The organism is Janthinobacterium algoris (assembly GCF_051380935.1).
Classification (GTDB): Bacteria; Pseudomonadota; Gammaproteobacteria; order Burkholderiales; family Burkholderiaceae_D; genus Janthinobacterium.
The window spans coordinates 1-14,848 of sequence record NZ_JBNYXZ010000035.1; the positions used below are offsets into that span (position 1 = coordinate 1).

A 14,848-nucleotide genomic window follows, 5' to 3' on the forward strand; every position below is an offset into this window, starting at 1 on the left:
CGAGTTGCCAGCAGACAAAGAAATGGTCATGCCAGGCGATAACGTGTCGATCACCGTCAAGCTGATCAACCCGATCGCGATGGAAGAAGGCCTGCGCTTCGCTATCCGTGAAGGCGGCCGTACCGTCGGCGCCGGCGTGGTTGCAAAAATCCTCGCATAAGGAAATGTTATGCTACCACTCGGGGCGTCCTGAGTGGTAGAATAGCACTCCTCGAAAGTTTTACGTAGGGACGTAGCTCAATTGGCAGAGCGTCGGTCTCCAAAACCGAAGGTTGGGGGTTCGATGCCCTCCGTCCCTGCCACCGTCAAGGTGCAGGGCACCGAAAGTAGAAAAATGTCAAATCAATCCGTGCAAACCGTTAGCACGTCGAGTGACAAGATAAAAGTCGCGCTGGCAATAGTAGCTGCGATTGCAGGAGTAGTCGGGTTTTATTACCTGGCAGGCCAACCAGCTCTGGTGCGTGCAAGCGCGCTTGTGGCTGGTTTGGTTATTGCTGTTGCGCTCTTGTATGTCTCGACGACCGGCCGTGAATTTCTCAATTTCGCCAAAGAAGCTGTGCGCGAAACCAAGAAAGTCGTTTGGCCTACCCGCAAAGAAGCCACGCAGATTACTGCGATCGTGTTTGCCTTTGTGCTGGTCATGGCGATTTTCCTGTGGGGCACGGATAAATTGCTCGAGTTTTTGTTGTATGACGTAATTCTGGGTTGGAAAAAATAATGAGCGAAAATGTGCATGATGAAGCGGCGGATGAGTCCGTTCCGGGCGACGCTCCGGTAGCGGATACTGGTGCAGCGCTGAGCGTGCCAGTGAGCAGCAAGCGCTGGTATGTCGTGCATGCTTATTCCGGCATGGAAAAAAGCGTCATGCGCGCACTGACCGAGCGCATCGAGCGCGCGGGCATGCAAGATCAGTTCGGCCAGATCCTGGTGCCGATTGAAGAAGTAGTCGAAGTCAAGAATGGTGTAAAGTCCGTCACCGAACGTCGTTTCTATCCTGGCTATGTGCTGGTTGAAATGGAAATGACGGACGAGAGCTGGCACTTGGTCAAAAACACCAGCAAGGTTACCGGTTTTATTGGTGGCAAGTCGAACAAGCCGACGCCGATCTCCGCGCGCGAAATCGACGGCATCATGAAGCAGATGCAAGAGGGTGTCGAGAAGCCCCGTCCAAAAACCTTGTACGAGGTGGGCGAGCAGGTGCGCATCAAAGACGGTCCGTTCACCGATTTCAACGGCAATGTCGAAGAAGTCAATTACGAGAAATCCAAAGTGCGCGTCTCGGTTACCATTTTTGGCCGCGCTACTCCGGTGGAACTCGAATTCGGCCAGGTCGAAAAAGTTTAAGTTGTATCAGCGCCACCAGGAGCGTCGCGGCAGTCTCAGCGAAATCCGGTCAGAGGAGCCCCGCCAGGGTAGGATCGGCGGGGCGCTACTACTCAATCCAAGATAGGAGCCATCATGGCAAAGAAAATCATTGGTTTTATCAAGCTGCAAGTACCAGCTGGTAAAGCAAACCCATCCCCACCAATCGGTCCAGCTCTGGGTCAACGTGGTCTGAACATCATGGAATTTTGCAAAGCCTTCAATGCACAGACCCAAGGTCTGGAGCCAGGCATGCCGATTCCAGTCGTGATCACCGCGTTTGCGGACAAGTCCTTCACGTTCGTGATGAAGACACCTCCAGCAACCTACCTGATCAAAAAAGCTGCTGCGATCACCAAAGGTTCGCCGAAGCCACATACCGACAAAGTCGGTACGCTGACCCGCGCACAAGCTGAAGAAATCGCTAAATTGAAAACCCCTGATCTGACCGCTGCCGACATGGATGCTGCTGTACGCACCATCGCTGGTTCCGCTCGTTCGATTGGTATCACGGTGGAAGGTGTTGTATAATGGCTAAGTTATCCAAACGTATCAAGGCTTTGAAAGCCAAAGTCGACCGTACCAAAGTGTACGCTTTCGACAACGCTGTCGCTCTGATCAAAGAGTGCGCAACGGCCAAGTTCAATGAATCGATCGACGTATCGGTACAACTGGGTGTTGATCCTAAGAAATCCGACCAAGTGGTGCGCGGCTCCGTCGTGCTGCCAGCTGGTACCGGCAAAACCGTACGCGTGGCTGTCTTCGCGTCGGGCGAAAAAGCAGAAGCTGCTAAAGCAGCTGGCGCCGACATCGTTGGTATGGAAGACCTGGCTGAATCGATCAAAGCCGGTAACATGCCTTTCGATATCGTTATCGCTTCGCCAGATACCATGCGTATCGTTGGTACCCTGGGTCAGATCCTGGGCCCACGCGGCCTGATGCCTAACCCGAAAGTTGGCACTGTTACTGCTGACGTCGCTACCGCCGTGAAAAACGCGAAAGCCGGTCAAGTTCAGTACCGTACCGACAAATCCGGTATCATCCACGCTACCATCGGCCGTAAATCGTTCGCTGACGCAGATTTGAAATCGAATCTGGTCGCACTGATCGACGCACTGAACAAAGCCAAGCCAGCATCGAGCAAAGGCGTGTACCTGCGCAAAGTTTCGCTGTCGTCGACCATGGGCGCTGGCGTCCGTGTTGATCAGGCTAGCCTGGCAGCTTAAGTAAAGAATCAAGTCCCGTAGCGCCTTCGGGCGCTGCGGGCGCATCTTTGGGCTGTCTGCCCGGTGTTCGCACCAGGCAGGCAGACAATCAAAGACCGTTGGGCCGACTGTGATTGCACATGCAGAAGGTTAATAGGCTTGCCGGCAACGGCAAGTGCCCAACGCAGATGGTGTACCCGAACAAGTTTTGTAGTCCTCATGCTGCGTGAATTCATCCGCTCAGTTTAGTACTTCTTGACTTCGGACGCCGTGTTCGAACCGATGCAAGGCGCTCAACCACTCGGTTGTGATTGCCGAACATCATTTAAGGAGGTTGACCGTGAGTCTCAATCTGAATGACAAAAAGGCCGTCGTCGCCGAAGTTTCCGCACAAGTAGCAAATGCGCAAACGATCGTCGTGGCCGAATATCGTGGCATCCAGGTTGGTCACTTGACGCAACTGCGTGCTAAAGCGCGTGCCCAAGGCGTGTACCTGCGTGTGTTGAAAAACACTCTGGCTCGTCGCTCCGTTGAAGGTACCGCATTCGCCAGCCTGGCAGATGCCATGACCGGCCCGTTGATCTACTCGATCTCGGCCGATGCCGTTGCAGCAGCTAAAGTCATCGCTGACTTCGCTAAAATCAACGACAAACTGGTCATCAAAGCAGGTAACTACGCAGGCAAGCCGCTGGATACAGCTGCTGTCACCGCGTTGGCGAGCATTCCTAGCCGTGAAGTTCTCATTTCGCAGTTGTTGGGCGTTATGCTGGCTCCGGTTTCGGGCTTTGCACGTGGTCTGGCTGCCCTGGCAGCGAAAAAAGGCGAAGGCGCCGAAGCTCCTGCAGAAGCAGCAGCAGAAGAAGCCCCAGCAGCCGCTTAATTGCGCGCGCTTTTTTCTCTCAGTACCAATCTGATGTAACTAACGTAATAAATTTAGGAGTTTCAAAATGGCAATTAGCAAAGACGATATCCTGGAAGCAGTTAGCGCCATGTCCGTAATGGACCTGAACGACCTGGTTAAAGCATTCGAAGAAAAATTCGGCGTGTCCGCAGCAGCAATGGCTTCGGCCGGTCCTGCAGCAGGCCCAGCAGCAGCTGCTGAAGAACAAACCGAATTCAACGTCATCCTGGACAGCTTCGGCGCAAACAAAGTTGGCGTCATTAAAGCAGTTCGCGAAATCACCGGCCTGGGCTTGAAAGAAGCTAAAGACCTGGTCGATGGCGCACCAAAAACTGTGAAAGAAGCAGTGTCGAAAGCTGACGCTGAAGCAGCACAGAAGAAACTGGTAGAAGCCGGCGCAACCGCTTCGATCAAGTAATATCTGTACCGGCGGCAGTTAGCGCCCGAGTCAAAGTCTGAGGTTTCCCCTCGCAAGGGGGGAAATCCGACTTTGGCTCCTTTGTCGTCTGCATCGTATTTGTCATGTAGTTGTAGCAGCAGTTTTTATTCGATTCAAGCCGGAAAGCAGAGCCTTGAGGTTTCGTCTGTGTCACACGCAGCGGTGCAAACGAACACTTGCAAAACCTGAATTTTCTATCCTTTCTGTCACTCACGGAGTGTCCATGCACTACTCATTTACTGAGAAGAAACGCATTCGCAAATCATTCGCGAAGCGCGCCAACGTTCACCACGTTCCGTTCCTGCTGGCGACCCAGCTCGAGTCTTATCATAGCTTCTTGCAAGAGGACATAGCACCGTCCGGCCGCAAGAATGATGGCCTGCAGTCGGCTTTCACTTCGATTTTCCCTATCGTTTCGCACAATGGTTTTGCGCGTCTCGAATTCTTGTCGTACGTTCTGGGCGATCCTGCCTTTGACGTCAAAGAATGTCAACAACGTGGCCTGACGTTCGCGTCGCCGCTGCGCGCGAAAGTGCGCCTGGTGATCCTGGACAAGGAATCACCAACCAAGCCTGTCGTCAAGGAAATGAAAGAGCAGGAAGTCTACATGGGCGAATTGCCGCTCATGACGACCACCGGTTCGTTCGTGATCAACGGCACGGAGCGGGTTATCGTTTCCCAGCTGCACCGTTCGCCTGGCGTGTTCTTCGAGCACGACCGCGGCAAGACTCACTCGTCCGGCAAACTGTTGTTCTCCGCGCGTATCATTCCTTACCGCGGTTCGTGGCTGGACTTCGAGTTCGACCCGAAAGACATCCTGTTCTTCCGCGTCGACCGCCGTCGCAAGATGCCAGTGACGATCCTGCTCAAAGCCATCGGCATGTCGCATGAGCAAATCCTGGCCAATTTCTTTGTCTTCGACAATTTCAACCTGCGCTCCGAAGGCGCGGAAATGGAATTCGTCGCCGAACGTCTGCGCGGCGAAGTGGCGCGCTTTGACATCGTCGACAAGTCGGGCAAGACCCTGGTGCTGAAAGACAAGCGTATCAACGCCAAGCACGTGCGTGATATCGAAGCTGCCGGCATCAAGCACATTTCCGTACCGGAAGACTACCTGCTGGGCCGCGTATTGGCGAAGAACATCGTCGATGGCGACACCGGTGAAGTCGTTGCCTCCGCGAACGATGAGCTGACGGAAGACTTGCTGGGCCGCTTGCGCGATGCCAGCATCAGCGAAATCCAGACCTTGTATACCAACGACCTGGATCAAGGCGCCTACATCTCGCAAACCCTGCGTATCGACGACACCGCCGACCAGATGGCTGCGAAAGTGGCGATCTACCGCATGATGCGTCCAGGCGAACCGCCAACGGAAGATTCCGTTGAAGCGCTGTTCAATGGCCTGTTCTACAACTCGGACCGCTACGACTTGTCGGCCGTGGGCCGCATGAAGTTCAATCGCCGCATTGGCCGCGATGAACTGACCGGCGCCATGACCCTGTCGAACGAAGACGTGCTGGCCGTGATCAAGATCCTGGTGGAACTGCGCAATGGTCGCGGCGAAGTCGACGATATCGATCACTTGGGTAACCGTCGCGTACGTTGCGTGGGCGAACTGGCCGAGAATCAATTCCGCGCCGGCCTGGTGCGTGTTGAGCGCGCTGTCAAGGAACGCCTCGGCCAAGCCGAAGCGGACAACCTGATGCCGCACGACCTGATCAACTCGAAGCCGATTTCGGCTGCGATTCGCGAGTTCTTCGGTTCGTCCCAGTTGTCGCAGTTTATGGACCAAACCAATCCTCTGTCGGAAATTACCCACAAGCGCCGCGTATCGGCTCTGGGACCCGGCGGTCTGACACGCGAACGTGCTGGCTTTGAAGTGCGCGACGTGCATCCGACCCACTACGGCCGCGTCTGCCCGATCGAGACACCGGAAGGTCCGAACATTGGTCTGATCAACTCGCTGGCTCTGTATGCCCGCCTGAATGAATACGGCTTCCTGGAAACCCCGTACCGCAAGGTCGAAGGCTCCAAGATCACCGACCAGATCGACTACCTGTCCGCCATCGAAGAAGGCCGCTACATCATCGCTCAGGCGAATGCGACCATCAGCGATGAAGGCACGCTGTCCGATGAACTGGTCTCGGCCCGTGAAGCCGGCGAAACCATTCTGGTCTCCCCGGAGCGCATCCAGTACATGGACGTGGCGCCGGGCCAGATCGTTTCCGTTGCTGCCTCGCTGATTCCGTTCCTCGAACACGATGATGCGAACCGTGCATTGATGGGCGCCAACATGCAACGCCAGGCTGTGCCTTGCTTGCGTCCTGAAAAAGCGCTGGTCGGTACCGGTATCGAACGCACCGTTGCGGTCGACTCGGGCACCACCGTGCAAGCCTTACGTGGCGGTATCGTCGATTACATCGATGCGGGCCGTGTCGTGATTCGCGTCAATGATGACGAAGCCACCGCTGGTGAAGTGGGCGTCGACATCTACAACCTGATCAAGTACACCCGTTCGAACCAGAACACCAACATCAACCAGCGTCCTATCGTGCAAGTGGGCGACCGTGTTGCCAAGCGCGACGTGATCGCCGATGGCGCATCGACCGACCTGGGTGAACTGGCGCTGGGCCAGAACATGACCGTGGCCTTCATGCCATGGAATGGTCTGAACTTCGAAGATTCGATCCTGATCTCGGAAAACGTCGTCAAGGACGACCGCTACACCTCGATTCACATCGAAGAATTGTCGGTCGTTGCGCGTGACACGAAACTGGGCGCGGAAGAAATTACACGCGACATCTCGAACCTGGCTGAAAATCAGCTGGCACGTCTGGATGAGTCCGGTATCGTCTACATCGGCGCTGAAGTACAAGCCGGCGACACCCTGGTCGGTAAAGTGACGCCTAAAGGCGAAACCCAGCTGACTCCGGAAGAGAAGCTGCTGCGCGCGATTTTCGGCGAAAAAGCTTCGGACGTAAAAGATACGTCGCTGCGCGTGCCTTCGGGCATGATCGGTACCGTGATCGACGTGCAAGTCTTCACCCGTGAAGGCATCGTGCGCGACAAGCGTGCCCAGCAAATTATCGATGACGAACTGAAACGCTTCCGTCTGGATTTGAATGACCAGATGCGTATCGTTGAAGGCGATGCCTTCCAGCGTCTGGAAAAAATGCTGATCGGCAAAGTTGTCAACGGCGGCCCTAAAAAGCTGGCCAAAGGCGCCAAGATCACCAAGGATTACCTGGCCGATCTGGACAAATACCACTGGTTCGATATCCGCCCTGCGGACGACGATGCAGCGGTAGCGCTGGAAGCGATCAAGGAATCGATCAACGAGAAGCGTCACCAGTTCGATCTGGCCTTCGAAGAGAAGCGCAAGAAACTGACGCAAGGCGATGAGCTGCAACCAGGCGTGCAAAAAATGGTCAAGGTGTACCTGGCCGTGAAACGCCGCCTGCAGTCGGGCGACAAGATGGCCGGTCGCCACGGTAACAAGGGTGTGGTTTCGCGTATTGTTCCTGTGGAAGACATGCCATACATGGCCGACGGCACGCCAGCCGACGTTGTGCTGAACCCGCTGGGCGTTCCTTCGCGGATGAACGTTGGTCAGATTCTCGAGACTCACTTGGGCTGGGCTGCCAAGGGTCTGGGTATCCGCATCGGCGAAATGCTGAAGGCGCAAACCAAGGTCGAACAAGTGCGCAAGTACCTGACGACGATCTACAACGACAACGGCCGCGCGGAAGATCTGGACAAGTTTGATGATGAAGAGATCATGAAACTGGCCGAAAACCTGAAAAAAGGTGTTCCATTCGCCACGCCAGTGTTTGACGGCGCGAACGAAGAAGAGATCCGCCGCATGCTGGACCTGGCGTATCCGGACGACATCGCCAAGAACCTGGGCATGACCGCTTCGAAAAACCAGGTGACCATGTATGACGGTCGAACCGGTGAAGCGTTCGAGCGCAAGGTCACTGTCGGCGTCATGCACATGCTGAAACTGCATCACTTGGTCGATGACAAGATGCATGCGCGTTCGACCGGTCCTTACTCGCTGGTAACGCAGCAGCCGCTGGGTGGTAAAGCCCAGTTCGGTGGTCAGCGTTTCGGTGAGATGGAAGTCTGGGCACTGGAAGCGTATGGCGCGTCGTATGTCTTGCAAGAGATGTTGACCGTCAAGTCCGATGACGTGAATGGCCGTACCAAAGTGTACGAAAACCTGGTCAAAGGTGACCACGTGATCGACGCCGGCATGCCTGAATCGTTCAACGTGCTGGTCAAGGAAATCCGTTCGCTGGGTATCGATATCGACCTCGAACGCAACTAAAAGACAGCCACCTGTCATTTGGTTTGGGAAACACAAAGCCCGGCTGGGAAACCATGCCGGGCAATGTAGTCTCAGGAATATAGAAATTTAATCACCTCTGGAGTGATACATGAAAGCACTGCTCGATCTATTCAAGCAAGTACAGACCAACGAGACCTTCGATGCAATCAAGATCGGTCTCGCTTCGCCTGAGAAAATCCGTTCGTGGTCCTACGGCGAAGTCAAGAAGCCGGAAACCATCAACTACCGTACCTTCAAGCCTGAGCGCGATGGCCTGTTCTGCGCCAAGATCTTCGGCCCGATCAAGGATTATGAATGCTTGTGCGGCAAGTACAAGCGCCTGAAACACCGCGGCGTGATCTGCGAAAAGTGCGGCGTCGAAGTCACCCTGGCCAAAGTGCGCCGTGAGCGCATGGGCCACATCGAGCTGGCTTCGCCGACCGCGCACATCTGGTTCCTGAAGTCCTTGCCGTCGCGTCTGGGCATGGTCCTGGACATGACCCTGCGGGACATCGAACGCGTGCTGTACTTTGAAGCATACGTCGTGACCGATCCAGGCATGACCCCGCTGAAGAAGTGCCAGATCATGTCGGAAGACGACTACGCCGCCAAGTACGAAGAGTACGGCGACGACTTCACCGCCTTCATGGGCGCCGAAGGTATCCGTGAACTGCTGCGCTCGATCGACATCCACCGCGATGCCGAAACCCTGCGCGTGGAACTGAAGGAATCGAAATCCGAAGCCAAGATCAAGAAATACGCCAAACGCCTTAAGGTGTTAGAGGCGTTCCAACGTTCGGGCATCAAGCCTGACTGGATGATCATGGAAGTGCTGCCAGTGCTGCCGCCGGAACTGCGTCCGCTGGTACCGCTCGATGGTGGCCGTTTCGCGACCTCGGATCTGAACGATCTGTATCGCCGCGTCATCAACCGTAACAACCGTCTGAAACGCCTGATGGAGCTGCGCGCTCCAGAGATCATCACGCGCAACGAAAAGCGCATGCTGCAAGAAGCGGTCGATTCGCTGCTGGACAATGGCCGTCGCGGCAAAGCGATGACCGGCGCCAACAAGCGTCCGCTGAAGTCCTTGGCTGAAATGATCAAGGGCAAGGGCGGCCGTTTCCGTCAAAACTTGCTGGGCAAACGCGTCGATTACTCCGGTCGTTCGGTCATCGTCGTCGGCCCTCAGCTTAAGTTGCATCAGTGCGGCTTGCCGAAACTGATGGCGCTGGAATTGTTCAAACCCTTCATTTTCAATAAACTGGAACTGATGGGTCTGGCGACCACGATCAAGGCCGCTAAAAAGCTGGTCGAGATTCAAGAGCCGGTCGTGTGGGACATCCTGGAAGACGTGATTCGTGAACATCCGATCATGTTGAACCGCGCACCGACCTTGCACCGTCTGGGTATCCAGGCGTTCGAGCCAGTCCTGATTGAAGGCAAGGCCATCCAGTTGCATCCACTCGTCTGCGCGGCATTCAATGCCGACTTTGACGGTGACCAAATGGCGGTCCACGTTCCTCTGTCGATCGAAGCGCAGATGGAAGCACGCACCCTGATGCTGGCATCGAACAACATCCTGTTCCCATCGAACGGCGAACCGTCGATCGTGCCGTCGCAGGATATCGTGCTGGGTCTGTACTACGCGACCCGCGAAGCGATCAATGCGAAGAACGAAGGGATGATGTTCCCTGACGTCTCGGAAGTGATCCGCGCCTACGACAACAAGGAAGTCGAACTGACGACCCGCGTTACCGTGCGTATTACCGAATACCCGAAAAACGCCGAAACGGGCGAATTCGAGAAAACGGTCACGCGTTACGAAACGACGATCGGCCGTGCGATCCTGTCGGAAATTCTGCCTAAAGGCTTGCCGTTCTCCGTCCTGAACCGCGCGCTGAAAAAGAAAGAAATTTCCAAGCTGATCAACACGTCGTTCCGCAAGTGCGGCCTGCGCGCCACCGTGGTGTTCGCAGACAAACTGATGCAATCGGGTTTCCGCCTGGCGACACGCGCCGGTATCTCGATCTGCGTCGACGACATGCTGGTACCGCCGCAAAAAGTCACGCTGATCGCGGCCGCCGAATCGGAAGTCAAGCAGATCGAACAGCAATACGCCTCGGGTCTCGTGACCGCCGGCGAGCGTTACAACAAGGTAGTCGATATCTGGGGCAAAACCTCGGATGAAGTCGGCAAGGCCATGATGGACCAGCTCAAAGTCGAAGACGTGATCCGCCGCGACGGCACCAAGTCGACGCAAGAATCGTTCAACGCCATTTACATGATGGCCGACTCCGGCGCGCGCGGTTCCGCAGCCCAGATTCGTCAGTTGGCCGGTATGCGTGGTCTGATGGCGAAACCGGATGGCTCGATTATCGAAACGCCGATCACCGCGAACTTCCGCGAAGGTCTGAACGTTTTGCAGTACTTCATTTCGACCCACGGTGCGCGTAAAGGTCTGGCCGATACGGCGCTGAAAACGGCTAACTCCGGTTACCTGACGCGTCGTCTGGTCGATGTGACGCAAGATCTGGTCGTCATTGAGGACGATTGCGGCACCATGAACGGCGCGCTGATGAAGGCGCTGGTCGAAGGTGGTGAAGTCATCGAAGCGCTGCGCGACCGTATCCTGGGCCGCGTTACCGTGCACGATGTCGTCAATCCTGAAACCCAGGAAACGCTGTACGAAGCCGGTTCGTTGCTGGACGAAGACATGGTCGAAGAGATCGAACGTCTGTCCATCGATGAAGTCAAGGTGCGTACGCCACTGACTTGCGACACGCGCTTCGGCCTGTGCGCCAAGTGCTATGGCCGCGATCTGGGCCGCGGCATGCTGGTCAACGCCGGCGAAGCCGTCGGTGTGGTGGCAGCGCAGTCGATTGGTGAACCTGGTACCCAGCTGACCATGCGTACGTTCCACATTGGTGGTGCGGCATCGCGTGCAGCAGTGGCATCGTCGGTGGAAGCCAAGTCGAACGGTACCATCCGCTTCACGGCAACCATGCGTTACGTGACGAACGGCAAGGGCTCGCAGATCGTCATTTCCCGTTCCGGCGAAGTGCTGATCACCGACGACCATGGCCGTGAGCGTGAGCGTCATAAAGTGCCGTACGGCGCGACCCTGATCGTCAAGGACGGCATGGTCATCAAGGCCGGTACGGCCCTGGCAACGTGGGATCCGCTGACCCGTCCGATCATTACCGAATACGCCGGTCAAGTGCGTTTCGAGAACGTCGAAGAAGGCGTCACCGTAGCCCGCCAGGTCGACGAAGTGACTGGTCTGTCCACCCTGGTGGCGATCGATGCGAAACGTCGCGGTTCGCTGACCAAGACCCTGCGTCCGCAAGTCAAGCTGATCAACGACGCGAACGAAGAAGTCAAGATCGCCGGCACCGAACACTCGGTGGCGATCGGCTTCCAGGTCGGCGCGCTGATCATGGTGAAAGACGGTCAACAGGTATCGGTGGGTGAAGTGCTGGCACGTATTCCTACCGAATCGCAAAAAACGCGCGATATTACCGGTGGTCTGCCACGCGTTGCGGAACTGTTCGAAGCGCGCTCGCCGAAAGATGCCGGTATGCTGGCGGAAGTCACGGGTACGGTTGCGTTCGGTAAAGAAACCAAGGGCAAGCAGCGTCTGGAAATCACGGACATGGACGGCAACAAGCATGAGTTCTTGATTACCAAGGACAAACAAGTGCTGGTGCATGACGGCCAAGTCGTGAACAAGGGCGAGATGATCGTGGACGGCCCGGCCGATCCGCAAGACATCCTGCGCCTGCTGGGTATCGAAGCGCTGGCACGTTACATCGTTGACGAAGTGCAAGACGTGTACCGTCTGCAAGGCGTGAAGATCAATGACAAGCACATCGAAGTGATCGTGCGTCAGATGCTGCGCCGCGTACAGATCGTCAATGCCGGCGACACCAACTACATCGTTGGCGAGCAGGTAGAGCGTTCGGAACTGCTGGATCAGAACGACCTGATGGAAGCCGGAAACAAAATTCCTGCGACCTACGAAAACGTTCTGTTGGGTATTACCAAGGCTTCGTTGTCGACCGATTCGTTCATCTCGGCCGCATCGTTCCAGGAAACCACCCGCGTGCTGACCGAAGCGGCAATCATGGGCAAGCGCGATGGTCTGCGCGGCCTGAAAGAGAACGTCATCGTCGGCCGCCTGATTCCTGGCGGTACGGGTCTGGCCTTCCACCGCGCACGCAAAGAGAAAGAAGCGTGGGAAGTGGAAGAGCGTCAAGCACTGCTGCTGGCCGAGAAAGCCTCGATGGCTGGCGAAGCTGCCGAAGCGCTGCAAGATATCGAAACCCAGCAACACCACGGCGACGAAGCGTAATCTACGCTGCCAGCTGACAAGAACGGCACCTTCGGGTGCCGTTTTTTTATACCTGCACGATTAGATAAAACATGTGCAGGAATAGCGTGGTACGCGGCAAATCCTGGTGGCTCATTTATAGTCGTTAAAGCGCCATTTATATGACGTATTAAAATATGGCTAGTATGGGTAAAGGGAAAGTGCCTGATGCAATGAAAGTCCTACTGTTATTAATAGCTGAGATTGTGAATAAAATCTATCTACCGGTAGTTATCCTGTTTGGCTTCTGAATAAATATGGCCGAGTTACTATTGCATCTGGCATGCCTGAATTGATGGACTAAACCCGCTGATGCGGTTGGCGCCAGACTGGCGCAGGCACGGCTTGGTATGTCGGGCCGCCATGCCCGCGTATCTGAAGTGAGCGCTCACAGAGCGATGTGGTTGCTGACCTTGTCACCCATTGCTGTGCCATCCCCATGTTGCTGCGCATGGGCCCACCCGATTGCCGGTGACGGCGCATCGCCGCGTTGTTGTGCTGTCACGCACTATTGCCTCCACCACGCCAGTTTCCAGTTTATTCATGCTAAGATTTGGCGCATGATTGCCCAAGCCCTGTTTACTCCAGCCCAGCAAAAACTGCTGGGCTTGCTCTTTGTCCGTGTGAATGAAGGTTTTCATTTGAACGAGATCATGCGTTTGACGGGGCTGGGCAGCGCTTCGGCGCAGCGGGAACTGCGGCGCCTGCATGAATCCGGCCTGATCACCTCGGAGCGGATCGGCAATGTACGGCGCTTCTGGCCCAACAAGGAAAGCCTCGTGTATCCCGAGTTGAGCGCACTGGTGCAGAAAACCTTCGGCATCGTCGGCGTGCTCAGCGCGACCCTGGCGCCCTTGCGTGCCCAACTGCACCTGGCATTCGTATCCGGTGCCACGGCGAAGGGACAGGATATGCCTGGCAGCGCCATCGATTTGCTGCTGGTGGGTGAGGAAGCCAATTATGGCGATCTGTTAACGGGATTGGCCCCGGCCGAGCGAACCTTGCGGCGTAAAATCAATCCCAACTTATATACGCTGGCCGATTATCGTCGGCGGCTGCGTGAAGGCCAGCCATTTCTGCTGCAGGTATTACAGCAGCCGAAGTTGTTTGTCATCGGCGATGAATCGCTATTGCATGCGCTGGCATTGCCAGATTCTTCCTTGCAAGCGAATGACACGCCATCTGTATTCTAAAGGCCGGGCCTGGCATTCAATTTCTGATGTATGAAGTGATTGGCTAGAAAAATATCTGAGGCGGATTGATCGTATGATGAATAAACTACAGGCTTTCGGTTTAATTGTTTCTCAGGCAGTGCGCGGAGAATTAATTTTCCCCACGAGTGTTAATTCTGCGCTGCAATTGCAATTGGCGTTGGCCGAACCTGACTGCCATATCGACCATGCGATCAAACTGGTATTGGCCGAACCCTTGCTGGCGGCGCGTACGGTCGCGCTGGCCAACTCGGCCGTGTACAGCCGCGGCGATGCGGCGCCCGTGACCAGTGTGCGCGCCGCCGTCATGCGCATGGGTTATCGCAATCTGTATGCGCTGGTGGCGGCCATGGTGGTGCGCCAGTTCGGCAGCAAGATCATCGATCCCGTCCTGCGCCAGAAGGCGACACAGCTGTGGGAGCATACGGCGCACGTGGCGGCGCTGGCGCATGTGCTTGCCCGCCGCGTGACGCATGTCGATGCCGATACGGCGCTGTTCGCCGGCATCGTGCATGAGGTGGGCGGTTTTTATTTGTTGTCGCGTGCCGATGAATTTCCTGGCCTGCTCGACGACGATGCGGATCACTGGATGGAGTCCGCCGAAGAAATCATTTCCCGCGAAGTCATGAAGAAGCTGCTGATCCCGCTGACCGTGAGTGTCGCCATCGAGGGCTTGCGCGATGGCTTGCTGTCGATCCCGCCCGACTCCCTGCTCGACACCTTATTGTTGGCCAAGCAACTATCGCCCGTGCCGTCGCCGTTGCAAGTGACGTACGTGGAAATGCTCACGCCCTCCGATTCCGTCATCGATTTCATTATCGATAACGAAACCCTGCAAAGCATCCTGGCCGAATCTGCCGAAGAAGTGCGGTCGATGAGTGCGGCGCTGCTGGTATAGCTGAAAACACTACCGGCGAAAAAAAAGGTTCATCGCACTTTGCCGGGGAACGCATCCTTGATTTTGAGGAAGAAGTATGCCGAGTCCCGGAAACCGTAAGCCATCCGCTTGATAACTTTGATGCGGTTGTTGA

General features: G+C 55.9%; 12 protein-coding genes and 1 tRNA gene. 12 read left to right on the top strand and 1 reads right to left on the bottom strand.

What is annotated here, in order from left to right; translation table 11 throughout:
* From ACQ4W7_RS28780 to ACQ4W7_RS28835, 12 genes are all read left to right on the top strand, one after another.
* The coding region (locus tag ACQ4W7_RS28780) for an EF-Tu C-terminal domain-related protein (protein ID WP_495542751.1) at nt 1-160 on the top strand (160 nt) is incomplete at its 5' end.
* Nucleotides 161-226: 66 nt separating this feature from the next.
* Nucleotides 227-302 (top strand) — tRNA-Trp (locus ACQ4W7_RS28785).
* A gap of 32 nt (nt 303-334) precedes the next feature.
* A complete protein-coding gene (secE, locus tag ACQ4W7_RS28790) occupies nt 335-718 on the top strand; it encodes a preprotein translocase subunit SecE (RefSeq protein ID WP_010394308.1) in 384 nt (127 codons plus the stop codon).
* The gene (gene nusG / locus ACQ4W7_RS28795; RefSeq protein ID WP_034753130.1) at nt 718-1,344 is read left to right on the top strand and encodes a transcription termination/antitermination protein NusG; all 627 of its coding nucleotides are present in this window, start codon (nt 718-720) and stop codon (nt 1,342-1,344) included. Before secE ends, nusG begins: the two co-directional genes overlap by 1 nt.
* 114 nt (nt 1,345-1,458) lie before the next feature.
* The gene (gene rplK / locus ACQ4W7_RS28800; RefSeq protein ID WP_034753131.1) at nt 1,459-1,893 is read left to right on the top strand and encodes a 50S ribosomal protein L11; all 435 of its coding nucleotides are present in this window, start codon (nt 1,459-1,461) and stop codon (nt 1,891-1,893) included.
* A complete protein-coding gene (gene rplA / locus ACQ4W7_RS28805) occupies nt 1,893-2,588 on the top strand; it encodes a 50S ribosomal protein L1 (protein ID WP_426074938.1) in 696 nt (231 codons plus the stop codon). The genes rplK and rplA overlap by 1 nt, the downstream gene beginning before the upstream one ends.
* Nucleotides 2,589-2,907: 319 nt before the next feature.
* Nucleotides 2,908-3,447: a 50S ribosomal protein L10 gene (gene rplJ / locus ACQ4W7_RS28810; RefSeq protein WP_436535129.1), complete on the top strand. Its 540-nt coding sequence runs from the start codon at nt 2,908-2,910 to the stop codon at nt 3,445-3,447.
* Nucleotides 3,448-3,514: 67 nt separating this feature from the next.
* The gene (gene rplL / locus ACQ4W7_RS28815; protein WP_010394320.1) at nt 3,515-3,886 is read left to right on the top strand and encodes a 50S ribosomal protein L7/L12; all 372 of its coding nucleotides are present in this window, start codon (nt 3,515-3,517) and stop codon (nt 3,884-3,886) included.
* Nucleotides 3,887-4,130: 244 nt separating this feature from the next.
* The gene (gene rpoB / locus ACQ4W7_RS28820; protein ID WP_426074939.1) at nt 4,131-8,237 is read left to right on the top strand and encodes a DNA-directed RNA polymerase subunit beta; all 4,107 of its coding nucleotides are present in this window, start codon (nt 4,131-4,133) and stop codon (nt 8,235-8,237) included.
* A 109-nt stretch (nt 8,238-8,346) separates the two neighbouring features.
* Complete coding sequence (gene rpoC / locus ACQ4W7_RS28825; protein WP_426074940.1) at nt 8,347-12,588, top strand: DNA-directed RNA polymerase subunit beta'; 4,242 nt, start codon at nt 8,347-8,349, stop codon at nt 12,586-12,588.
* A 368-nt stretch (nt 12,589-12,956) separates the two neighbouring features.
* Nucleotides 12,957-13,799, top strand: coding sequence for an ArsR family transcriptional regulator (locus ACQ4W7_RS28830; protein ID WP_436535132.1), 843 nt, complete (start codon nt 12,957-12,959; stop codon nt 13,797-13,799).
* 76 nt (nt 13,800-13,875) lie between these two features.
* A complete protein-coding gene (locus ACQ4W7_RS28835) occupies nt 13,876-14,715 on the top strand; it encodes an HDOD domain-containing protein (RefSeq protein WP_426074969.1) in 840 nt (279 codons plus the stop codon).
* 29 nt (nt 14,716-14,744) lie between these two features.
* On the opposite strand, the gene ACQ4W7_RS28840 is transcribed toward ACQ4W7_RS28835, so the two are convergent.
* Nucleotides 14,745-14,848, bottom strand: a 104-nt coding sequence (locus ACQ4W7_RS28840; protein WP_436535134.1) for a transposase, incomplete at its 5' end; no start/stop codon positions are given.

Excerpts from the sequence above, each read along its gene's own strand:
- nusG (WP_034753130.1), top strand. The coding sequence starts at position 718 with ATGAGCGAAAATGTGCATGATGAAGCGGCGGATGAGTCCGTTCCGGGC.
- rpoB (WP_426074939.1), top strand. The coding sequence starts at position 4,131 with ATGCACTACTCATTTACTGAGAAGAAACGCATTCGCAAATCATTCGCG.
- ACQ4W7_RS28835 (WP_426074969.1), top strand. The coding sequence starts at position 13,876 with ATGAATAAACTACAGGCTTTCGGTTTAATTGTTTCTCAGGCAGTGCGC.
- secE (WP_010394308.1), top strand. The coding sequence starts at position 335 with ATGTCAAATCAATCCGTGCAAACCGTTAGCACGTCGAGTGACAAGATA.
- rplL (WP_010394320.1), top strand. The coding sequence starts at position 3,515 with ATGGCAATTAGCAAAGACGATATCCTGGAAGCAGTTAGCGCCATGTCC.
- ACQ4W7_RS28830 (WP_436535132.1), top strand. The coding sequence starts at position 12,957 with ATGTCGGGCCGCCATGCCCGCGTATCTGAAGTGAGCGCTCACAGAGCG.
- rplA (WP_426074938.1), top strand. The coding sequence starts at position 1,893 with ATGGCTAAGTTATCCAAACGTATCAAGGCTTTGAAAGCCAAAGTCGAC.
- rplK (WP_034753131.1), top strand. The coding sequence starts at position 1,459 with ATGGCAAAGAAAATCATTGGTTTTATCAAGCTGCAAGTACCAGCTGGT.
- rpoC (WP_426074940.1), top strand. The coding sequence starts at position 8,347 with ATGAAAGCACTGCTCGATCTATTCAAGCAAGTACAGACCAACGAGACC.